The organism is Amycolatopsis pretoriensis (assembly GCF_900107925.1).
Taxonomy (GTDB): Bacteria; Actinomycetota; Actinomycetes; order Mycobacteriales; family Pseudonocardiaceae; genus Amycolatopsis; species Amycolatopsis pretoriensis.
In genome coordinates this window covers 20,732-41,741 of the sequence record NZ_FNUJ01000018.1, presented here as the reverse complement: position 1 = coordinate 41,741, position 21,010 = coordinate 20,732, and the positions used below count along the sequence as shown (strand labels likewise).

Genomic DNA, 21,010 nt, shown 5'->3' with positions numbered 1-21,010 from the left:
CCATGGACACGATCTCCGCCGCTCGCGCGCTCATGCTCGGTCGGCTCGAGCGAACACTCGCCGACCGGCTGCCGGGCTTCCCGCACTTCGCGGATCCGCGGACCGGGGAATGGACCACCACCCCGGACGGCGACTGGACCGGAGGTCATTTCGTCGGCCAGCTGTGGCTGGCTGCCGCACGCGACGAGCGGTTCCTCGGCGCCGCGCGCGAGTACTCCGCTCGCCTCGACGGCCGCGAACACTCACCCACGATCTTCCGTGGTTTCCTTTTCCACTACGGCGCTTTACTGGGCGGCCGGCTCGTCGGCGACGAAGGTGCGTGGGACCGCGCGGTCCGCGGTGCGGAGGGCTTGATGAAGGCGTACAACCCGGCCGCGGGCCTCGTGCCGCTGGGCACGGCCGCGGAGGAAGCGCACAGCGTCGGCGACAGCGAGACGAGCATCGACGCCGTGGGGGCGGTGGTTTCCCTGCTCACCGCGGTAGCCGATCGCGTCGCCGACCCGGCGATGACCGAGGCGGCCGCCTCGCACGCCCTCCGGCACATCGAGATCTGCGTGCGCTCGGACGGTTCGGTGTGCCAGTCGGGCACGGTCGACGCCGACACCGGTGCGATCGTGCGCCGCTACAGCCATAAAGGCTTCTCGGCCGAGAGCACCTGGGCGCGGGCGCAAGCGTGGGCGATGCTGGCGTTCGCGATGGCGGCGCACCGCCTGCCCGGCCGGCCGGAGCTGCTGTACACCGCGATCGGGGTCGCGGACTGGTGGAGTGCCCATGTTCCGGACGACCTGGTGGCGTACTGGGACTTCGACGATCCGGGTACTGTCCGGGACACGTCGTCGACGGCGATCGCGGCGGCGGCGCTGCTCAAGCTGGCGGAACTCGTCACCGACGGGGAGCCGTACCGGCTGCTGGCCCGGCGTACCGTCCAGGCGCTCATCGGCGACTACATGCGCACCGTGCCGGGAATGCCCCCTTCGATCAGGATACTGGGGCAGGGGTGCTACAACAAGCTCATCGGGCTGGCAACGGCCCACGAACTGGTCTGGGGCGACTACTACCTGACCGAGGCGTTGTCGGTGCTGGCGGGCGAGCTGGACCCACTGTCGGTGTGACACATCGGCCGCTCAGCCCCGTCCCAGACCTAAGCCGCATAAGCGCCGGGGAGATCGGGCACGTCGGGATGGCCAGCGCGCCGCAGGACGCTCGCGGCGATCGAAGAGCGGTGCCCGCCTGTGCAGTGCAGCACGACAGGCCGGTCGAGGGGAATCTCCGCGACCCGCTCCGGCAGCTGGCCAACGGGATGCGCAGCGAACCCGCGATGGCACCGGCCGCGGTCGTCGCCGCGAAGGTCGACGCCACTGGCGCCGTGGCGGTGGTGCGGTTGCGACGGAGGTACAGCACGGTGACCTTGCTGGCGTGCTCGGCATAAGACACCACCGTCCCAACGGTGACTGCGATTCGCGCACCGCACGTCGCATGATGGAGGTAGGGCTCGGCGGCAAACAGGGAGCGTATTGCCGCCGAGCCAAACTGCCGGCGATCAGGACGGTCAGGGGCGTGCCGGATCGATCACCTCAGCACGAGAAAAGAGAGCTGGCCGCGTCGGAATGACGTCCCGGACCCGAGTTCAGCGAGTCGAGTGACGCCCCGGTGCGCGAAGCTCGGCAGGGTATCGGCCCCGAACCTGTCGAGGGTGCCGGACACCGACCGGCTCCTTGTAACGCCTCGGGGGCCGAAACGGAGCCACCGCCGGGCCACGTTCCACGAACGAGCTGGGGAGACCACTCGGCAGGGCTCATCCGATCGGTCCTGCGACTCCTTGACCAGCCCGTGATTCGGCGGCGGAATGCGATCGAAGGTAATGCTGTCAGCATTCATGGCGGACTGTGCCCGTCCATGTACACCGCGCTGCGCTCGCCTCCGTCCAGTCTATCAGTGGCTCACTAGCTTGACGAGATTTCTCGTTCCATTGCACTCACGGCCCGATTCGGCTAGCTATGTGGCGGCTCCCAGCCGATTGGCGCTCCGCTTCAGACCTGGCCGTGCAGCGTTCGCAGCAGGTGGTCCAGGACGCGTCCGTCGCTGACGCGCAGCCCGTCGTGCTCGTACTCGTTGGTCGCCCACAGCCGCAGGCCCCTGATCGTCTCGGCGGTCTGCAGCGAGTAAGTCGCATCGACGTACATGTCGTCGAGGTACACCGCAGCCGCCACGGGGACCTCGTTCGCGGCCAAGCGCTGCGGGTCGTAGAGGTCGGGCCAATCTCCGCGGGCGAACAACACCTCGGCCGCCTCGCGCAGGGGCGCGATACACGGTTGGTCGAACAGGGACGGGTAGGTGGTCTCGCCGGTGAACAGCACCGGGTCGTCGCCCGCCAGCGCCCGGCGCGCGTCGAACTGGGGGAACTCGCCGCGCAGCCGCTGGGCCGCCCAGTTCGGCGCGCCGGTGCCGCGCTGGGCGTAGGTGAGTTCGAGCATGAGTGACTTCAGCGGCAGCTGGGCGTAGCTCAGGGAAGCCGTGACGCGGTCAAGGAAGCCGTCGGACAGCTCCGCCCCGGCCCAGGCGTCTTCGAGCAGGTAGTGCAGCACGTCCGCGCCGTCCCTCGTGCCGAGCACCATCCCGAGCGACTGGAAGGCCTCGACGGTGAGCAGGGATCCATCCGGCAACGGCGCCGGGCGCTCGATCAGGTGCGCGGCGATGCAGCGGACCGCGGCCGCGTCCTGCGGATACCGGCGGTAGTACGCGGTGTTCTTGCGGTGCACGCGTGGATAGGCGGCGCGGTAGACCTCGTCGGGGGTGACGCGCAACCCGGGAAGACCGCCGGTGATCACTGCCTCGCGCAGGCCGTCGGGGGCGAACGAGAGATAGGTGACGGTGCACATGCCGCCGAAGCTCTGACCGAGCACCGACCACGGTTTGCCGGTCAGTTCGCGCCTGATCAGCTCGGCGTCGCGGATGATGGCATCGGCGCGGAAGTGGGTGAGGAATCCGGCCTGCGCGGCGGGCTCGCCACGGGCCGGGAGCGTCTGCCGGGTGATCGGCGTGGAACGGCCGGTGCCGCGCTGGTCGAGCAGGAGGACGCGGTAGTCGTCGAGTGCGCGGTCCAGCCAGGAGTCCCGGCCGACCGGACGCGGCGGCAGCATGCCGGGGCCGCCTTGCAAGAACAGCAGCCAGGGCAGTCGCTCGCGCTCGCGTCCGGTCTCCACCACCTCGCGTGCGTAGATCTCGATGTGCTCGCCCTCCGTCCGATCGTGGTCGAGTGGGACGGAGAAGAAGTGGTCGGTCAGCGTGACGCCGGGCATGGAAGGTTCCTTTGCGGTGATGGGTGAACTCACGGACGCTGCTTCGTGAGGATGCTGACGGTGTTGGCCGCAATGATCGCGGCGATGCTCGACCACGCGGCCGCGTCGAGCTTCTGTCCTAGGAGGAGCGCGCCGACGGCCGCGGCGAACACCGGGTTCACGCTCATGAACAATCCGAACGCTTCAGGGAGAACGCGGCGCAACGCGAACAGGTCCGCGAGGAACGGCAAGGCGGAGGCCAGGATCCCGGCCGCGACGGCCGCGCCGATCGCCCCGGCGGAAGGATGTTGGTGCACCACGACGTCGGCTCCAATGGGCAGGTAGACCAACGCAGACAGCCCCGCCGCGGCGGCCGTGCCCTGTGCTCCGGGGATGCGCTGGCCGATGGAGCGGTTGAGAAGGATGTAAGCGGCCCAGCAGGCGGCGGCGAATAGCGCGAGACCCATGCCGAAGTAGTCGGCACTGGGACGAGGACGCATCAGCACGACCACTCCCGCCGTGGCGAGTACGCCGCAGCCCAGGTCCACGCGTCGGCGCGAGCCGGCCAGCGCGATCGTGAGGGGACCGAGGAATTCCAGGGTCACCGCCAGGCCAAGACCGATCCGGTCGATCGCGGTGTAGAGCGACAGGTTCACAGCACCGAAGACCGCCGCGAGCAGCAGCACCGGCCCCCACTGTTGCCGAGTGAAGGACAGCAGGCGGGGCCGGCCCACTGCGAGCAGGACCGCCGCCGCGACGCACTGGCGGACCGCGACGACGCCGGCCGGGCCGAGCACCGCGAAGGCCAGCGATCCGATCGCGGCGCCGAACTGGGTCGAAAGACCGCTGGCGAGCATCGTGACAACCCCGGCCATGGACGCGGGGCGAGACGGGGCTGCTGGCACGCAGTGATCCTGTGCCACGGTGGACTCCGGGCAAAATGCGTGGCGCGCAAAAACTATACGATCTGGTTATGGATGTCGAAGTGCGTCAGCTGCGGTGCCTCGTCGCGATCGTGGACGAGGGCACGTTCACCGACGCCGCGATCGCTCTGGGCGTCTCCCAGGCTGCGGTCTCACGAACGATTGCGGTGCTCGAGAAGCGCCTTGGCGTGCGGCTGCTGCGCCGTACGTCCCGCGAAACCTCGCTGACGGAAACGGGACTCCGCGTCATGACGCACGCCCGGCGCGTGCTGACCGAGGTCGACAACCTGGTGCAGCTGACGACCTCGGGTCATGTCGAACTGCGGATCGGCCACGCCTGGTCGGCGCTCGGCCGACTCACCCACGCCTTTCAACGCCGGTGGCGGGAATCGCAGCCGGACACGCCAGTGCATCTGCTTCGCATCAACTCTCCGAGCGCCGGTCTGGTCGAGGGCACCGCGGACCTCGCGGTCCTGCGCAGGCCGTTAGACGACCGCCGCTTCGAGGGCGCCACCGTGGGTCACGAGCCACGCTGGTGCGCGCTGGCCGCCTCCGACCCACTGGCGCGGCGCCGCTCGGTGCGGCTGGCCGAGCTCAGCAGCCGCGTCCTGGTCGTCGACCGGCGCACCGGGTCGACCACTGCGGAACTGTGGCCCGCGGACGCGCGCCCGGCGACACAGGAGAGCCGCGAGATCGACGACTGGCTCACGGTCATTGCCACCGGCCGCTGCATAGGGGTCACCGCGCAGTCCGTCGTGGACCAGTATCCCCGCCCCGGCATCGTCTACCGGCCGGTGCGCGACGCCGAACCGGTCGCCGTGCGACTGGTCTGGTGGCGCGACGACCCCCACCCCGCCACTCGCACGGTGCTCAATCTGCTCGGCGAGCTCTACCGCGCATGACCGATCAAATGTATCTCGAACCCAACAGGGGTCGAAGTCGTCGTTGGCGTGCGGGTACGTAGGCGTACGAGTTCTACGACTGGCTCGCCAGCCGCTGGCCTGGGGTCCACGTGCACAGCGCGGGTCAGCGCAGCCGCGTGGGTCGACCCGGTGGGCGGGTTACCGATGCCGAGTTTCATGTACGTCGTGTTCACCGCGGTCGTCAGGTGCAGCAGCGCGATGTCGCCGTTGGGCGTGGCCTTCTGCTGGTCGTGCCCGTCAGCAAGGCCGTGGTGATGCGGCCGACACCGCCGCCGGCCGCGCTGAAGACCATCGTCAGCGCGGCCAGGCCCACCGCGCCGCCGAGTTGATGCACGCTCTGGTTAGGACTCGACGCTGCGGACAGCTGCTCGGCCGGTCCCAGGGCCAGCAGGACGCTGGTCAGCGGTGCGACCGTGAGACCCGCGCCCAGCCCCAGCATGTCCGCGTCGAGCTGATACATCCACAGCAGACCGAGGCTGAGCAAGGCCGTTCCTGCGCCACCCGTCACCCGCTCGCCCCCACGCGCCACCAGCCGGGGCACGATCACAACGTCGAGCACCAGCGCGGCCGTGAACGGCAGCACCAGCAGCGGGCTGTAGCTGAGCACGTCCTCGACGTGCAGGGCAGCGACGTACAGGAAACCGAATTATCCCGCAGGAATCAACAACATCGCCAGGAACGGCGCCACCGAGCGCATCCGGTCGAAGAAGCCCAGCGGCAGCACCGGGCTGGGTGATTTTGTGACCTGCTCCGGCAACTGCGGCAACGGGATGTGCGGTGAACCTTCGATGACGCCCGCCGCGCGCCCGTCGTCGCCGCGGACATCGACGACCATCCGGTGCCGCGGCGGCCCCGTGACTACGGCGGAGGTGGTCCGCCGTGATCCGGCTCGCGCGGTCGACCTCGTCGGCGACGGTCGGCGGTGCGGCGGTGGGATCGTCCAGGTGTCCTGCGACGCCATCGACCCCCCGCGGGCCAGCCGGGGCACCAGCTCGTCTTGCCGGTCGTCCGGTGCGACGATGACGATGGTGCTGCCCGGCGGGGTGATGGTGGCGGCCTGCTCGGCGAACCGGCCGTCGGCCGGGACGATGAGTGAGTCGCGTAGGTGACCGGCCGCGAAGTCCTGCGGCGGGCGGTCCTCGAGCACAACTGCGCCTGAATGCGGCAGCCGTTGGAGTTCCGCCGGGTCGATCGGCCGGCTGCCGCGGCCAGTTCCAGGTGCCCGGCGACGAAGTCGGTGTGGATGTGGGTGTTGATCACTCCCGCGAGCGTGAGCCCGTGAGCGCGCAGATTTGCGGTGTACTCGGCGATGTCGCGGTGCGGGTCGACGATCACGGCGTGTCCGGTGGTCTCGTCGGCGATCAGGTCTGAAGTAGGGGACAAGCATTCGAGGTAGTACTGGGTGAAACGCATGCGGCGGCGGCTCCCGTCCTTGCCGAAATGGCGACTTCAGTACTTCGGCCGGACACCGAGGGCGGCCAGTGCCCGCCCGGGCATCACCATGCCGTTGCCGCTCACCGTGCCGAATCCGGGGGCGCCCAGGTCGAGCGCCGAGGACAGCAGGGCTGTGCGGACCTGCGTTGGCGTCGCCGCCGGCTTGGCCGACAGCACTAGAGCGGCGATGGCGGCAGCGTGCGGGGCCGCGGCCGACGTGCCGTTGAACCGCTCGAAGCCGGGTACCGACGTTGTCACGCCGTCAGCGGCGGTAATGTCCGGCTTCCGGCGGGTCCCCCCGCCCGTTGAAGACACGGTGCCGGGGGTGAATGTCGTACCGTCGGCGCGGAAGAACACCCGCCGCGGCCCGTCGGATGAGAAACGCTCCCACGGGCTTCTCGCGGTGAACGAGCCCGGATACGGCCCGGACGGCTCGCCCGGCGCGAACCCCGCCGCGGCCGGCGCGGCCGCGACGCTGAACGCGTTCGCCGCAGCGTCGTGCCCGGCGATGGTACCGCTGGTGCTGAACGCCTTGAGCGCACCCGAAGCCGTGAACTGCCCCCGGTTGGTGCTGACGGCGATGAACCGGTCGACACCGCTGTACTTGACCACGGCGAGCCGGAAATCGGTGCCGGTGGGCACCAGCGCGATCTCATAGGGATCCTGCGTGCCGGTCTGGCGGTCCTCCCCGGAGCTGATGACGTTGCCGTCCGGGTCCGTGACGAACAGGTCGTAGTCGTCGGCCGCCTGGCCCCACGGGTCGGACCAGAACAGCGTCACCGGATCGGCGAAAAACGGTGACCGCGGGCGGGTCGACGGCGTGAACGGGTCGAAGTCCTGGACGGCGGGGCCGGGGTCGAAGTCGTGCGGGACACCGGTGACGCCGGGGATCGCTCCCAGGGACGCACGGAAGTCGCCTTCGTAGTACCCGCTGGTGCCGTCGTGCAGGTTGCCCTCGTTGCCGGCCGAGGAGAAGTACAGTACGCCGGCCGCGGTGACGTCGTTGACGGCCTGCGCGGCCTCGGTGTCCTGGAACGGCGACTCGTCGTAGTAGGAGACGTCGTCGACGATGACCTGGCAGCGGCCGGTGGTGCCCAGGGCGCGGACGTTGCCCGCAAAACCGGCCTGGTCACCGGTGACGGTGGCGAACCCTAGAGTGGCGTCGGGTGCGAGGTCGTGGATAATCTCGAGCATCGCGGTGCCTTCGTCACCTTCGCCTTGCTGGTCGGCGAGGACGTCCACCGCGGGCAGTTCACCGGAGGATTGCGACCTCGCCAATGAGTCGACGCCGTCGGAGAGCACACAGACCTTCACACCAGCGCCACTGACTCCGTACTTCGCGCGGGCGCTGTCGGCGCCGTGCGTCCGGTCCCCTTCGGACACCACGGTCGACGCCGCAGCCCGCAACCGGTCACCGGCCCGGGGCCGCCGGTCGGTCGGCACGACCCCGGTCACGGGCTCGACAGCCGCCTTCACCGCGTCGACGTCGTCTCGGCCGGCGATGCGGTCGAGAGCTGAGAGCGGCAGGTCGGCGCGGATGGTGCCGACCTGCGATACGCCGCGGACGGTACCGCCCGCGTCCCGGACCGTGGCCGCGACAGCGGTACCGCGGGCGGAGATGTCCACCGCTACGACGCCGGTCGCGCTGACGTCGACGCCGGAGTGGTAACCCGGCAGCGTCGCCGCCAGTGCCGGGTCGGTTCGCAGCCGCTTCTCGATCACGAGCCGGCTCGATTGCTTGAGCTCGGTGCGCGTCAGGCCGGCCTTGATCGCCTGCAACGCGGCGATGCCTGCCTCGGTACGCGCCGCGGCAACGTCTGTGGTGGACGGTTGTGCCGCCGAAACGCCGGTCGCCAGGAGAACCGCGCTGAGGCTCACGGGCGTCGCGTGGGTCAAGAGCCTGCCAAATCTGCCCATGGTCAGCGTGCCGCCTTCTTAGCGGCGAAGTACTCGTTGGAAGGCTTGGCTAAACACGCAACAGCGCCGACGACGGCGCAGAGCGCGCCCATGTAGCCGAGGGTGGTCGTGCTCTGACTGAACGTGATGGCAAGCAACTGGAGTCCGGCGACCACAGTCAGCAGGATGCGAGCCCAGTTGCGGCCCGCCCGCACCTTGGCGGCGAACACCACGTAAAGCAGGGACATGATCACCGAGAACACCAGCGCGCTGGCATTGGTCGCTGTGGTGACCTGGCTGATCTGGACGCTGGGCACGTCGGACCTGTCGCCGGCGATAGCGGTTTGCGCGATCTGGCCCACGGAGTCCCCGCTGAGGAGGGTCACGACTCCGTTTGCCAGCCCCAGAAGCGTGGAGGCGATGAACGCCCAGAAGGCGATGGTGATGGTCGTCGGCCGCGCGATATGGCCGCGCACATTCAACCCGGCATGGGTGGTGGGATTGCTCATGGGCGAATTCTGCACAGAAGCTCCGGCCGGGCAATCGCCTCCTGACTTAAGTGCCCTAAAGGGCAAATATCCGTTCTTTTCGGTTTTACGCGATCGGATAAGCGAGTCTCCGGTTCCGTCAGTGCTGCGTCCACAAGGGAACGAAAGGCCATACGCCGTGTCGGATGGCTCAGTCTCTGCTGCGGTCGTGCGTGGAGCAGCACTCTGACAGAAGGTCTCGATGAATCGATGACACCGAACTGCGCATCATCGCGTTGATGGCCGGCCCATCAACGCGATGCACTAAGTCGACGACCTTTTTACCGTGTACCGCGCCGACGAGATCGCCGGTTCCGGGCTCACCGGCGCCTGGTCCCGGAGTGACCTGATGACTGCGACCCCCCGCTTTCTGCAAACTCGGGCCCTCAGACGCCTGCAGGGCAAGGTCGCCCTCGTGGCCGGCGGTGGTTCCGGCATTGGAGGTGCCGCCTTCAGGTTGCCCACCGGCGCCGGGGATGGGAGACATCGCGGAGGACTACGCGATGCTCGCGTCAGGCAGCGATGGTCTGCGGTGACCGGAGCTGTACTCACTGTCGACCGTGGTCAGTTGCTGTGGGGGTCGGCCAGGAAGAACGAACCGGCTTCCCGTTGAAGGGCGGCTTAGCCCGGCGGTTCGGTCACGGCGTGGATTCCGGAGGGTCGCGGTCAGGACGGCGCCCTTGTCCTAGCGCGGCAAGGGCACGGTCGAGCTGGCTGACGCCCAGCCGGGACACGGAGGCTGGCGCTGCTCGCGGTGCTCGGCCGGCATCGGTCGACGTAGTTTTCTGCCCACGCCAGCACCGCGCGGAGCGGCTCCGTCGACCGGTGGCCGAGCTCGGTCAGGGAGTACTCCACGTGCAGCGGCACCGTCGGATAGATCTTGCGTTCGACCAGGCCGAACTCCTCCAAGCGCCGGAGCGTCTGGACCAGCACCTTCGGATTCACGCCGAGCAGGTTGTGGCGTAGTTCTCCGAAGCGCTTTGGGCCCTTCTCGAGTTCGGCGATGATCGGCGCGCTCCACTTGTTGGCCAGGATTTGGAGCAGGGCCCGGTACTGAGGGGTCATTTCAGGACGATGTCGCCGAGGATGGCCGGCAGTGACGGCTGCCCGTTCGACGCGGTCAGGCCGCCGTCGACCGGTATGCAGGCGCCGTTGACGTACCGGGCTTCGGCACTCGCGAGGAAGGCCACCACGCCGACAACGTCTTCGGGCTGCGCGACGCGGCCCATCGGGATCCGGGCGTTCCACGCCGCCGCGATGGGAGAGCCGTCCGCGAACGCCTGCTCGGTCATGGCGTCGGTGATGATGGCGCCCGGGTGGACGGAGTTGACGCGGACCTCATGGCCGTGGTCGAGCGCCATGCCGCGGGTGAGCGTGGTGATCGCGCCTTCGGCCGCGTTGTACGCGGCTTGGCCCCAGTCTCCGTTGAGCCCTGAAACCGACCCGATGTTGATGATGCAGCCGCGATGGGCGCGCAGGTGCTCGAGCGCGGCCCGTGAGGTGTAGATCGTGCCGTCGACGTGCGTGGCCATCATCTCGCGGTACGAATCGAGGTCGATCTGCTCGATGGTGCCTTGCACGACGCGCCCGGCGCCGTTGACGAGGACGTCGAGGCGGCCCAGTGTCGAGGCCACGTCGTCCACGGTCGACCCGATGCTTTGCGCGTCGGTGACGTCGCCTGTGAAGACCTGGTGTTTCGCGTCGCCGGGCAAGGTCGCCGCCGCGCGATCCAGAGAATCGGCGGAGCGCCCGACGAGCGCCACAGTGGCGCCGCCCGCGGCGAACCGCCGACCGATCGCCGCACCGAGCGCGCCGCCTGCTCCGGTGATGAGCACTACCTGGTTGGTGAAGGCTTGAGTGTCCACGGCCGCTCCTTTTAAGAAGTTATGATTCATTCACTTTGTGATGATAGCGACACACTTGTGACTGTGGCCACTTGAGTAGGGTCTGCCTGGAACTGATGGCGCCGGGCGGACCCGGCTCTCGCCGGACGTCCTGCTGCGCGCGCTTACGCCGTGGACGCGACTTAACGGGGTGATCGGCCTCGAGATCAACGGGATGCTCGAGCGGATGGGCATCAACGCCGACGTGTTCTTCGAGTCCGAGGTGGATCAGCTTGTGTCCAAGGAAGACGCTCCGGTTGCCTAATAACATTAGGCTACTCTATAGTCGGATTAGACAGTTGAAGAGAAGAGGGGGCGATGTCACGAGTTCGTGCGGGCCTGACCACTGACCGGGTCGTCGCAGTGGGAGCGGAGCTGGCCGATGAGCTCGGCTTCGACCGGGTGACGCCGACCGAGGTTGCTCGGAGGTGCGAAGTCAAGACCGCGAGCCTGTATGCGCACATCGCCAACCTGCAGGACCTAAAGACCCGGGTCGCTTTGCTCGCGCTGGAAGAACTGGCGGACCAGGTCGCCGTCGAACTTGCCGGCCGGGCTGGTAAAGACGCCCTGGTCGCGTTCGCCAACGTCTGCCGCGACTACGCCCGACAGCATCCCGGCCGCTACGCCGCGACTCAGTTCCGGCTCGACCCGGACACGGCGGCTGACAGCGCCGCCGTCAGGCACTCACAGATGCTCCGGGCGATCCTGCGCGGCTACGACCTGATCGAGCCCGAACAGACGCACGCCGTGCGCCTGCTGGGCAGCGTCATCCACGGCTACATCAGCCTGGAGACGACCGGCAGCTTCAACCACAGCGCCCCCGCCACCGACAACACCTGGGACTGGGCGCTGGACCGGCTCGACGCCCTACTGCGCACCCGGTACACGCCCTGACCCGCTGCTCGTGTCACGCGTTGCGCGGCACGGGACCAGGCCGTCGGTGCGGCGCGAACCCGTGACGTGCGCGGTCATCGTCGATCGCCGCCGAGCCGGGCGACGTCGAAGAACGGCTGTCGCTGTGCCGCCGTGCGGGGACAGCGGCGGCTGCGGCGAATCAGCTTACGCTCCACTGCCCGTCATGGCGCGCTACGGCGTCAAGACGGACCACCACACACTGTAGGAGAGATCTGCCATGCCCCGAGTCGCCCAGCCCTTTCGGTCGTTCGTGGACGACATCCTGGATTCACTCGAGGCCGCCCCGGAGCGAGAGGCCCTGGTGCACTACGGACGCAGGATCACCGCCGGCCAGTTTCGCGACCTGGTCCACCGGCTGGCGCAGGCCCTGCGCGCTCAGGGTCTTCAACGCGGACAGACCGTCACGCTGCTCAGCGGCAACCTTCCCGAGGCACTGGCCACCCGCTACGCTGCCAACCTGCTGGGTTGTCAAGTCAACCTCTACGACAAGCTCTCCGCCGACTCCCAGGCCGCCATCGTGCGTGACGTGGAGACGCGGGCGCTGATCGTGGACCCAGCATATGCCCAGCGGGCCGCCGAGATCACCGCCGAGATTCCGGTCACGCATGTGCTGACCCTCGGTGGCGAACAGGGAACCGACCTGCTGGAGTTGGCCGCCGCCGCACCCACCGAGCGGATCTCGGGGCTGGCCCGCCCGGGGGACATCTGCTCCATCCGCCACACCGGCGGCACCACCGGCCACCCCAAGGGCATCTGCACCGACTTCGAACGAGCCGGCAGGATGCGGCCCACGCCCGACAGGCGCAAGCCTGACCCGCCCCGGCAGCTGGTGCCCACCACGCTCGCGCACGCCGCCGGGCTCATCGCTGACCATGTGCTGGCCGAGGGCGGCACCGTGGTCCTGCTCGAGGACTTCGACCCCGGCCAGGTGCTCGCCGCGATCGAACGCGAGCGCATCACTCACCTCTACCTATTGCCGCCGTTGCTGTACTCGCTGGTGGATCACCCGGACGCGGTTCGCACCGACCTTTCCAGCCTGCGCCAGGTGAACTACGGCGGCTGCAAGGCGTCCCCGGCACGCATCGCGGACGCGATCGCCCGCTTGGGCCCCGTCCTCCTGCAGGGCTACGGACAGACCGAGTCCGGCACCATCAGCGTCCTCGAACCGGCAGATCACGACCCCCGTCGCCCCGAGAGGTTGCGTACTGCGGGCAGGGTACTGCCCGGCGTCGAGGTGGCGATCCGCGACGCCGCCGACAATGACCTGCCCCACGGTGAACACGGCGAGATCTGTGTTCGTTCCGGTCACATCATGCAGGGCTACTGGAAGGAGCCCGAGTTGACCGCCGAGGTGCTGCGGGACGGCTGGCTGCACACCGGCGACATCGGATTCCTCGACGCCGAGGGCTACCTGACCATCACCGACCGGATCAAGGACATGATCGTCGTGGTCGGCGGTCACGTGTACACCACCGAACTGGAGGACCTGCTCAACTCCCACCCCCACGTGCTGCACAGCGCCGTGTTCGGCGTACGCGACAACGACCATGCCGAACAGGTGCACGCGGCCGTGGTGCTGAGCCCCGGAGCCGAGGTCGATCCGGACGCGTTGCGAGCCATGGTCCGGGACCAGCGCGGCGCGATGTACGTACCGACGCACATCACCTTCGTCGACCGGTTGCCGCTGACGGACACGGGCAAGCCGGACAAGAAGCTGCTGCGGTCGCACGCCGCGCAGGCCGAAGGCGCCAGGTGAACAAGGACTGCCATGTCACCTATCTCGTCGTCCGTGCCAGCATCGCGATCATGTGGTGAGACTTGATCGCGAGTCGTCGGGGTTACCACCGGACGTCCTGATCGGGCATTTGGTCGGCGAGATCGCCGCCGCGCATGTCGCCGGAGTGCTGTCGCTCGAGAACGCGGCGACGCTCGTATCGGCGAGAGCAGGTCCGCGGCGGTGACCTCGGACTGCAGCATCCCGGCAGGTGCCCCGGGTCGTGCTGTCGCGGCGCCGGCGGCCTACCGGTCCTGGCGGTGGTCGCCGCCGAACCCGGCGAATGCCCCGGCCGTCGCAAGGGTCTCGGGGGCGGGCGCTTCAACGGGGCGCGGCAAGTGAAACCCCGATGCTCGTGTACTGCCAGCGCGCCTGGCGTTCGGTGACGATCTGTTCGGCGACATCGTCGCCGAGGTGCCGGACTCCGGCGAGCACTTCTCGCCGCAGGCTTAGCTGCCCGGGCCGACCACGACGCAGGCTTGTGCATGGAGTGGCCGACCGGCCGACTGCGGGATCGCCTTTTCCGAAGCCGCGCCTCACTGACGTTCCGGTCTGCGCGATGGCCGGTGACTCGGACGCCAACACCAGCAGCGAGGCTGAAGCACGAGCCGTCGAAGGTGGTCGACGTCCGGTGGCGGCTGCACCAGGACCAACCCGGGTTTCAGACGCTGGTGGGCTGGGTGCGGATCCGCGTGCACTACGCCCCCACTTCATCCGGTTCCGTGAGAGCATTGGGTCGAATGGACGCGCCCCTTTCGTGCCTGTGGATTTGTCGTGGCCGGCCGAAACGGGGACCGGTATTGCGGTCGGCCTGGCAGCCCTTGCGTCAGGACGCCGCGTGAGCGATGCGGTTCGTGTGCTGCGCGTTGGCCACGTCGCGATGGATCGTCCCGTCGAACCGGATGACGCCCGTTGTGTGGTTGCCAGCCACCGCCCCCTCCCCTTCGGGCTTCAGCCAGCCTTTGCCGTGGAAGGTGCCGCTGAAGCCAGCGAACCGTCCGGTCGCTTCGACGATCGTGTAGTCCACCTCTAGCGCAGTCTTCTCCTCGGTGCGCGTTGCGGGTCGCATTATGGCTTGGTCGTGGGTAAACAACCGGGAACCGTCCTTGGCGAAGAAATGGTGGAACATGGTGTAGGTGAATCGTCCGTCGCCATGTTCGGCCGGCTCGCTCGTCGGTTCGCCGTAAGCGGCGCCTTCCAGGGTTCCGGTGACGGCCCCGATGCCGGCCTTGTCGGAGAGGGTGAACAGGGTCGCCGAACCTCGCACGTCGAGGTGGTCGGCGCGCTCGGGGTAGTTTTGCTGGCTCATGACCGGTCCTTTCGGTTGTCCTGCGGACACCGTCGTCCAGCTGGGAGCTCGCTGCAAGGCGCGTTGCCAAAGTTGCAAAATTGTGGACCTTATGGGCTGCACAGCCGCCGGAGCTCATCTGCTGTGCAGCATCTTCTCTTGCAGATCGGCCGCCACGGCTTAGAGTGATGGTAGTGCGGCGATTTCCGCCGCGACCTTGCGTGCGTTGCCGCGGAGTTCCGTGTCGGTGAGTAGGGTCCGCACCGCGCTCGTGGTGGCCGCGGGCGCCGACTCGTGCCTCGGCGACTCGGTTGGCCTGGAGGAACTGGTCCGCGCGTTATGGGACGAAGAACAAGGGAATGCCTGATGCCAAGGCGCCGAGCGTCGTGCTGGCGCCTCCATGGGGCAGTACCGCGTTCACGTTCGGCGGCAGTTCGGCCAACGGGGGTGAGGAGACTAAGTCCACCTGGGTGCCGGCGGATGGGAAGTCGTCCGGCTTCGCCGCGAACCCCAGCGTGACTGTCAAGCTCACACCGAGCGTAGAGAGCTCGCCGAGAATCGGGTTGGGCACCGCGGGCTTCGTGAAGTAGGTGCCGAAGGTAATCAGCGTACGCGGCCGGTCGGCGGGCGAAGAACCAGTTGCTGCCCTGCCACGAGCGGGGTGGGTCTCCGGCCGCGACGGCGAACATGGGGTGACGAAACCACGTCGGATCGACGGCTTCGACCTCACGCTCGGCGTACTGCTCGCGTGCCCGGCCTGGGCTCCATCATCTCGAGCGGTAGCGACGGGCCATACGCGACACTGGCCCATCGTACGTCGAGCTTCGCAGCGACCAACGGGCCGGCGTAGTTGCACACCTCGGCGACGAGGAGATGGGGCTGTCAGGCGTGTGCACACGTCATCGCCCCGTCGGCAACCAGATCGAGCCGAGAATCGACGAACAACGCGACAACCGGCGCGGTCGGGCTCGCGGGCACATGCTCGAATTCCTCCTCCTGGAACAAGGATGCGAGCTCACCGAAGGTGAGAAAGGCGACATCGTGTCCGCGAGAACGGGACGCTCGGGCCTACGGCAGAAGAGGCAGCACGTGATCGTAGGGGGGAGTGGCCGAAGACAAGATCTTTCTGGCACGCAGGCCAACACCGAATGAATGGTGCCAGTCGCCAGTCATTCGGGCAGAGGATGAACCCGAAAGGTATCGAAAAGTAATTTAGGATCCTTCTCGGATCTTAGTCCCCTAAAGAAATCGGACCGCTTCCGTCGAGGGGCTGGACATGTCTTGTGGACAGGCCCGAAAGTGGTCGCCGAGGCTCCCATGTCTGGACAGGGAAGGGGTCGATGTGTTCACGTCACCACCGTCATGGCCGGCCAAGGTCACCACGGCGGTCGTGGTCCTTGTCCTTTGGGTGGCAGGACTGTCGCCGGCCCAGGCGAAGGACAGCCACGCGATGCGGATCGACGGTTTCGTCCGAGATGGATATGCACGGTTCGAGGTGGTGACGCCGACCTTGATCCGGCTCGAATACGCAGGGGATGGTCGGTTCGAAAACCGGCTCACCTTCAACGCGGTGGGCCGCGGAATCTCGCCACCCGCGTTCACCACGGACGTAGCCGGGGGCTATCGCGAGATCCGGACGGCCAGTCTGGTCCTGCGCTATCGGCAGAACAGTGGCCCCTTCACCCAGGCCAACCTCTCAGCCCGGCTGCTCTCCACCGGTCGTACTGCCGCGCCGGTCTTCCCCTCGTACTGCGTTTTTTCCACGGTGTGTGAGGCGGAGAACGGCGCGCCCACCGGCTCGGCCTCGGCCGCTTACGACCACGGCGGCTACACGGGATCGGGTTTCCTCGCAGGGCTCACGAGTTTCGGCGCAGCTGTCGCGCGAGACGTCTCCGCCATCCCAGCCGCTGGGCAATACCAGCTGACAGTCCGCTACGCGAACGCGCAGGGCGGCGACGGCCAGCACACCACTCGAACCCTGTCCACCGTGGTCAACGGAGCACCTGGGCCGCGACTCATCTTGCCGGTGACGTCGTCCTGGGACACGTGGGCGACGGTGTCCGTGCCGATAGTCCTGAACGCCGGGACGAACAAGGTCAGCGTCATCCAAGGCACCGGCGACTCGGGCAACGTCAACATCGACAGCCTGGCCGTCACGTCACCAGGGGTGGCCTATCCCGCCGCCGAGACCTCGTTGCGCAGCACCGCTTATGGAGCCGGGCCGAAGTCCGTGCTAGGCGGCTGGGACCGGTCGCTCGACAACCCGGAGGCCGTGCCGACGAAGCAAAACCCCGGTCTGCTCGACCGGGATGGCTGGTATCTGCTCGACGACACCCGCACGGCCCTGCTCAACGCCGACCGCACAATCGTCGGCCGGCCGTCCCACGGCACGCACCCTTACCAGGACGGCTACTTCTTCGGCTACGGCAGGGACTTCAAGCGTGGCCTGACTGACCTGAACACGCTCATCGGCCCCACGGTCCTGCTTCCGCGATCTGCCTACGGCGTCTGGTATTCGCGGTATTTCGGCTACTCCGACGACTACTACCGCAGCACGTTGCTGCCCAAGTTCCGGTCCACCGGCACCCCGATCGACTGGCTGGTCGTCGACACGGACTGGAAGTCGCCTTCGCAGTGGAACGGCTGGAACTGGAACACCGCGTTGTTCCCCGATCCGCAGGGGTTCATGAACTGGACGAAGCAGCAGGGGCTGGACGTCGCGCTCAACGTGCACACCTCCATCGCGAGTGACGACCCGAAGTTCGCCGCGGCGAATGCGACTGCAGGCGGCCTGATCTCCGACGGCGGCGGCAACTACACCTGGGACTGGTCCAACCCCGCGCACCTGCGCAGCTACTTCGACCTGCACCGGCCCTTCGACCAGCAGGGCGTACGGACATGGTGGCTGGACTACTGCACCAGCTGCGGCGGTGCCACTGCCTCGGCCCCTGGTGTCGCGCCGGACAACTTCATCAATCAGGCCTACGCCGACCACGCAGCGGCGCAGGGCTTCCGTGGGTTCTCCTTCGGCCGCATCGGCGGCGCCGAGCAGGGTGGCATCCACAGCAACTACCCGGTCGGCCCGTGGTCGGAACGCCGCAACACCCTCCAATTCACCGGTGACACCCCAGCGAGCTGGGACATGCTGGCGTTCGAAGCCCGATTCACCCCGGACGAGGCGGCCGCCGGCCTCAGCAACGTCAGCCACGACATCGGCAGCTATCACGGCGGCCACCTGCCCGACGAACTCTACGCGCGGTGGGTGCAGCTGGGCACGTTCCAGCCGGTCGACCGGCTGCACTCCGACCACGGCGACCGGCTGCCGTGGGACTACCCTGGCGCGGCGGGCGACAGCGCGGAGAAGTTCCTGCGCCTGCGGGAGGCGCTCGTGCCTTACACCTACACCCTTGCGCAGCAGGCCAGTACTACCGGAGTGCCGATCACACGGCCGCTCTACCTGAACTACCCAGATCAGGAGGCCGCCTACACGAACTCGCAGGAATATCTCTACGGCGACAACGTGCTCGTCGCGCCGATCACTTCGTCCGGCGGCTCGGTGTCGGCGTGGATCCCGCCCGGAAAGTGGACCGATTACTTCACCGGCACCGTCTACGTAGGACCGTCAACGGCGACGATCACCAAGCCACTCTCGGAGATGCCGGTGCTCGTCAAGGCCGGCGGGATCCTGCCGACGCGAACGAACTACGTCGACAACGCGGCCGCGCCGCTTGACCGGCTGACCGTGGACGTGACGGCCGGGGCGAACGGAAAGTTCTCCCTGTACGAGGACCGTGGGGAACGAACTGGACCGTCCACGGTCACCGGTATCGGATGGCAGGACGCGACGAGGACACTGACGGTGGACGCGGCTCCCGGCGCCGCCCCGCGCCGGGTCTACACCCTGCGCGTGGCGGATGTCGCCGCACCGACGGCTGTTTCCTTGGATGGCCTGCGTCTACCTGCGACAGCGTGGTCGTACGATGGGAAATCCCGCACTATCACGGTTACGACGCTGCCCCTCGGGGCGGACAACCGACACGCCATCAGGTTCAGCGGCGCTTGAGTTCCAACGCAGTGGCCCGGTCAGTGAGGAGGGATCGGGCCACTGTCGATCGGTTGCGGCCTCGAATCCACTGGCCGTCTGGAGAGCAAGAACCTCCCCAGCTGGGTTGAGCTCGCCGCGGTCTGCCGGATCCACTCGCCGATCCTGCCGATCGCCGGGGCCTTTGATCGAGGCTGCAATCGCGCTTCGACGATCCAATACGGATCATTCGGTAAATCTTGAGTTGGCATGGCTCTCTCGCGCTTCCTTGGTACGAGAGGAGATAGGTTTCGTCGGTGCGTCACCGCTGTCCGACTGGCCATAGGATTGGCATGCCATTGTGCAACTGTCGGAAGGTGGAACCTTGAACTGTGCAGTCTCGACGGCGTACCAGGGAGTGACGCTCGTCGATCCAGTCGGCGGGACGTCTCGTACGGACATGACCGTTGTTGTCGAAGGGGGGAAGTTCGTGGCCATTGCTCCGAGTACCGAGTTCGTGCCAGAGCAGGAAACTCGGATCGTAGAAGACCTCGCCGGGCGCTTCGTGATTCCCGGGCTGATCGATTCTCATCAGCACATCGCGACGCCCCCCAATCGCGCGTATGCCGAAGCGTTGCTGCGGCGTCAGGTCTACGGTGGAGTAACGCTGATCCGCAGCATGGCCGACGACCTGCGTCAGGTCGGCGAGCTGGGACGGGCAACACTAGTCGGGGAGATCGCCGGTCCGGATATTGTCTACGCCGCGCTGATGGCCGGGCCGGAGTTCTTCGCAGATCCGCGAACGATCGCCGTCTCGCAAGGTGAAGTCCCCGGTTCTGTGCCGTGGATGCAGGCCATTACGCCGGAAACCGACTTGCGGTTGGCGGTGGCGATGGCACGGGGTACCGGCGCTCGGGCGATCAAGCTCTACGCCGACCTGTCCGCTGCAATGGTGGCGGCGATCGTAGCCGAGGCGCATCGTCAAGGCGTCCACGTCTGGGCGCACACGGCAGTCTTCCCTGCTATGCCTCACGACGTTGTCGCAACCGGAGTCGACGTCGTCTCCCATGTCGGCATGTTCGTCTACGCTGGCTCTGCACACGGCCCTACCGGTTATGCGGAGAAAAAGCCAGTCGGCGCTGCCGAGCTGGAAGGCGAATTCGACCCGGGAATCGAAGCGCTGATCGGAGAAATGCGCAACCGGGGCACGATCTTGGACGCTACCGCGACCTTGTACCAGCGCCGTGACGAAGTACGCGACGGAGATGACGGCCGCCCATCGGAGGCAGTCTTCGCCGCGCGGCTGGTACGGCAGGCTCATCAAGCCGGGATCGAGATCTCCACCGGGACTGACTACGAGACCGATCTAACGGATCCCTTCCCCGCCTTGCACCGCGAATTGGAGTTCTTGGTGCACGAGTGCGGACTGACGCCCGCCGAGGTCTTGCGATCCGCGACGCTCGTCGGCGCGCGCGCGGCCGGCGCCGACGACTCCCGAGGATTGATCGAAGTGGGTAAGATCGCAGACTTCGTCGTTCTTGCTTCGGATCCGCTCGAAGACGTGCGAAACCTTCGCACTGTGCAAGCGACGATAAAACGTGGATGTCGCTACGACCGCAATGATTTGTCACTCGGTTCCTGAATGAGGTGCGGACGGCAACGGTCTCAGCTCCAGCTTGCGACCCTCGCCCGCCGGGGCGTGCGGCGGTCGGCACCAGCATTGGCCAAGATGTGCAAGTCGGCGGCGTCACGTGCTCCGACGGCCCCACCCTCACCACATCGGCAGTGGCCGACAACCCCACTTCGCCGGCAACCCGAACAACAAGAATCCTTCCTTCGGCTTCATGCTTCCGGCCAGGACCAAGGTGACGAGGAAGCAACGTCACCCGCGTCGTAACCCTTGCTCTGGCCTGTCCGGCCCGTTCGCTCCCGGCGGAATCGCCGCGCTCCCGTTCGTCTGTCCGAGCGAAATTTGTTGCGTGGTTCACCGAAGATGACCCGGACCTGCCGGGCGAGGCGGGCTGGGCGAGAGCGATGACGGCGAGCGGCCAAGGCGGGCAAACCGCTCTGCACTGCTCTGCGAGAAGAGCGGCGGCGACGCATTCCTTCATGCGACAGTAACCTCGCCGTCATCTCCGACCCGGGCCT

At 67.5% G+C, this 21,010-nt stretch carries 19 protein-coding genes; 8 read left to right on the top strand and 11 right to left on the bottom strand.

Annotation, left to right across the window (positions count from 1 at the left end; all coding sequences use genetic code 11):
- Nucleotides 1-2: 2 nt before the first annotated feature.
- Entirely contained in the window at nucleotides 3-1,112 is a 1,110-nt protein-coding gene (locus tag BLV96_RS46770) for a glycoside hydrolase family 88 protein (RefSeq protein WP_208608529.1), read from the top strand.
- Between the two features lie 29 nt (nucleotides 1,113-1,141).
- Here the strand turns inward: BLV96_RS46770 and BLV96_RS51610 are convergent, their stop codons facing one another.
- Complete coding sequence (locus BLV96_RS51610) at nucleotides 1,142-1,246, bottom strand: rhodanese-like domain-containing protein (RefSeq protein ID WP_425266228.1); 105 nt, start codon at nucleotides 1,244-1,246, stop codon at nucleotides 1,142-1,144.
- Between BLV96_RS51610 and BLV96_RS50195 the strand changes: the two genes are divergently transcribed.
- The gene (locus tag BLV96_RS50195) at nucleotides 1,238-1,429 is read left to right on the top strand and encodes a hypothetical protein (protein WP_086672125.1); all 192 of its coding nucleotides are present in this window, start codon (nucleotides 1,238-1,240) and stop codon (nucleotides 1,427-1,429) included. The genes BLV96_RS51610 and BLV96_RS50195 overlap by 9 nt on opposite strands.
- 601 nt (nucleotides 1,430-2,030) lie before the next feature.
- Here BLV96_RS50195 and BLV96_RS46760 read toward each other — a convergent pair.
- Both BLV96_RS46760 and BLV96_RS46755 read right to left on the bottom strand, forming a co-directional pair.
- Nucleotides 2,031-3,299 (bottom strand): alpha/beta fold hydrolase, encoded by a 1,269-nt coding sequence (locus BLV96_RS46760; protein ID WP_086672127.1) that lies wholly within the window; start codon nucleotides 3,297-3,299, stop codon nucleotides 2,031-2,033.
- Between the two features lie 29 nt (nucleotides 3,300-3,328).
- Entirely contained in the window at nucleotides 3,329-4,135 is an 807-nt protein-coding gene (locus BLV96_RS46755; RefSeq protein ID WP_086672129.1) for an EamA family transporter, read from the bottom strand.
- 116 nt (nucleotides 4,136-4,251) lie between these two features.
- Between BLV96_RS46755 and BLV96_RS46750 the strand changes: the two genes are divergently transcribed.
- Entirely contained in the window at nucleotides 4,252-5,103 is an 852-nt protein-coding gene (locus BLV96_RS46750) for a LysR family transcriptional regulator (RefSeq protein ID WP_086672131.1), read from the top strand.
- A gap of 202 nt (nucleotides 5,104-5,305) precedes the next feature.
- Here the strand turns inward: BLV96_RS46750 and BLV96_RS46740 are convergent, their stop codons facing one another.
- From BLV96_RS46740 to budC, 6 genes are all read right to left on the bottom strand, one after another.
- Nucleotides 5,306-5,731 carry an MFS transporter gene (locus tag BLV96_RS46740; RefSeq protein ID WP_086672135.1) on the bottom strand — a complete coding sequence of 142 codons (426 nt, stop codon included), beginning with the start codon at nucleotides 5,729-5,731 and terminating at the stop codon, nucleotides 5,306-5,308.
- Nucleotides 5,732-5,770: 39 nt separating this feature from the next.
- Nucleotides 5,771-6,271: a rhodanese-like domain-containing protein gene (locus BLV96_RS46735; protein ID WP_086672138.1), complete on the bottom strand. Its 501-nt coding sequence runs from the start codon at nucleotides 6,269-6,271 to the stop codon at nucleotides 5,771-5,773.
- A 302-nt stretch (nucleotides 6,272-6,573) separates the two neighbouring features.
- Entirely contained in the window at nucleotides 6,574-8,475 is a 1,902-nt protein-coding gene (locus BLV96_RS46730) for a S8 family serine peptidase (protein ID WP_086672140.1), read from the bottom strand.
- 2 nt (nucleotides 8,476-8,477) lie between these two features.
- Nucleotides 8,478-8,963, bottom strand: coding sequence for a hypothetical protein (locus BLV96_RS46725; protein WP_091390433.1), 486 nt, complete (start codon nucleotides 8,961-8,963; stop codon nucleotides 8,478-8,480).
- A 684-nt stretch (nucleotides 8,964-9,647) separates the two neighbouring features.
- Nucleotides 9,648-10,046 carry a winged helix-turn-helix transcriptional regulator gene (locus BLV96_RS46720; RefSeq protein WP_086672142.1) on the bottom strand — a complete coding sequence of 133 codons (399 nt, stop codon included), beginning with the start codon at nucleotides 10,044-10,046 and terminating at the stop codon, nucleotides 9,648-9,650.
- Nucleotides 10,043-10,876 (bottom strand): meso-2,3-butanediol dehydrogenase, encoded by an 834-nt coding sequence (budC, locus tag BLV96_RS46715; protein ID WP_086672143.1) that lies wholly within the window; start codon nucleotides 10,874-10,876, stop codon nucleotides 10,043-10,045. The genes BLV96_RS46720 and budC overlap by 4 nt, the downstream gene beginning before the upstream one ends.
- A gap of 306 nt (nucleotides 10,877-11,182) precedes the next feature.
- Here budC and BLV96_RS46710 point away from each other — a divergent pair, with 306 nt between their 5' ends.
- The 3 genes from BLV96_RS46710 (at nucleotide 11,183) to BLV96_RS49520 (ending at nucleotide 13,740) form a co-directional block, all read left to right on the top strand.
- Complete coding sequence (locus tag BLV96_RS46710; protein WP_086672146.1) at nucleotides 11,183-11,758, top strand: TetR/AcrR family transcriptional regulator; 576 nt, start codon at nucleotides 11,183-11,185, stop codon at nucleotides 11,756-11,758.
- Nucleotides 11,759-12,029: 271 nt separating this feature from the next.
- The gene (locus BLV96_RS46705; protein ID WP_208608527.1) at nucleotides 12,030-13,535 is read left to right on the top strand and encodes an AMP-binding protein; all 1,506 of its coding nucleotides are present in this window, start codon (nucleotides 12,030-12,032) and stop codon (nucleotides 13,533-13,535) included.
- Between the two features lie 52 nt (nucleotides 13,536-13,587).
- The gene (locus BLV96_RS49520) at nucleotides 13,588-13,740 is read left to right on the top strand and encodes an acyltransferase domain-containing protein (RefSeq protein WP_208608526.1); all 153 of its coding nucleotides are present in this window, start codon (nucleotides 13,588-13,590) and stop codon (nucleotides 13,738-13,740) included.
- Nucleotides 13,741-14,379: 639 nt separating this feature from the next.
- Here the strand turns inward: BLV96_RS49520 and BLV96_RS46700 are convergent.
- Both BLV96_RS46700 and BLV96_RS49515 read right to left on the bottom strand, forming a co-directional pair.
- Nucleotides 14,380-14,862, bottom strand: coding sequence for a hypothetical protein (locus BLV96_RS46700; RefSeq protein WP_086672149.1), 483 nt, complete (start codon nucleotides 14,860-14,862; stop codon nucleotides 14,380-14,382).
- A 316-nt stretch (nucleotides 14,863-15,178) separates the two neighbouring features.
- On the bottom strand, nucleotides 15,179-15,571 hold the full coding sequence (locus tag BLV96_RS49515; RefSeq protein WP_143051147.1) for a glycosyltransferase: 393 nt from the start codon (nucleotides 15,569-15,571) through the stop codon (nucleotides 15,179-15,181).
- A 612-nt stretch (nucleotides 15,572-16,183) separates the two neighbouring features.
- On the opposite strand from BLV96_RS49515, the gene BLV96_RS46690 reads away from it, so the two are divergent.
- Nucleotides 16,184-18,904: a TIM-barrel domain-containing protein gene (locus BLV96_RS46690; protein ID WP_244180982.1), complete on the top strand. Its 2,721-nt coding sequence runs from the start codon at nucleotides 16,184-16,186 to the stop codon at nucleotides 18,902-18,904.
- Between the two features lie 418 nt (nucleotides 18,905-19,322).
- Nucleotides 19,323-20,504, top strand: coding sequence for an amidohydrolase family protein (locus tag BLV96_RS46685; protein WP_086673396.1), 1,182 nt, complete (start codon nucleotides 19,323-19,325; stop codon nucleotides 20,502-20,504).
- The last annotated feature ends 506 nt before the right edge of the window (nucleotides 20,505-21,010 follow it).

Excerpts from the sequence above, each read along its gene's own strand:
- BLV96_RS46750 (WP_086672131.1), top strand. The coding sequence starts at position 4,252 with ATGGATGTCGAAGTGCGTCAGCTGCGGTGCCTCGTCGCGATCGTGGAC.
- BLV96_RS46720 (WP_086672142.1), bottom strand. The coding sequence starts at position 10,046 with ATGACCCCTCAGTACCGGGCCCTGCTCCAAATCCTGGCCAACAAGTGG.
- BLV96_RS46755 (WP_086672129.1), bottom strand. The coding sequence starts at position 4,135 with ATGCTCGCCAGCGGTCTTTCGACCCAGTTCGGCGCCGCGATCGGATCG.
- BLV96_RS46730 (WP_086672140.1), bottom strand. The coding sequence starts at position 8,475 with ATGGGCAGATTTGGCAGGCTCTTGACCCACGCGACGCCCGTGAGCCTC.
- BLV96_RS46760 (WP_086672127.1), bottom strand. The coding sequence starts at position 3,299 with ATGCCCGGCGTCACGCTGACCGACCACTTCTTCTCCGTCCCACTCGAC.
- BLV96_RS46770 (WP_208608529.1), top strand. The coding sequence starts at position 3 with ATGGACACGATCTCCGCCGCTCGCGCGCTCATGCTCGGTCGGCTCGAG.
- BLV96_RS46725 (WP_091390433.1), bottom strand. The coding sequence starts at position 8,963 with ATGAGCAATCCCACCACCCATGCCGGGTTGAATGTGCGCGGCCATATC.
- budC (WP_086672143.1), bottom strand. The coding sequence starts at position 10,876 with ATGAATCATAACTTCTTAAAAGGAGCGGCCGTGGACACTCAAGCCTTC.
- BLV96_RS46685 (WP_086673396.1), top strand. The coding sequence starts at position 19,323 with ATGACCGTTGTTGTCGAAGGGGGGAAGTTCGTGGCCATTGCTCCGAGT.
- BLV96_RS46700 (WP_086672149.1), bottom strand. The coding sequence starts at position 14,862 with ATGAGCCAGCAAAACTACCCCGAGCGCGCCGACCACCTCGACGTGCGA.
- BLV96_RS46710 (WP_086672146.1), top strand. The coding sequence starts at position 11,183 with ATGTCACGAGTTCGTGCGGGCCTGACCACTGACCGGGTCGTCGCAGTG.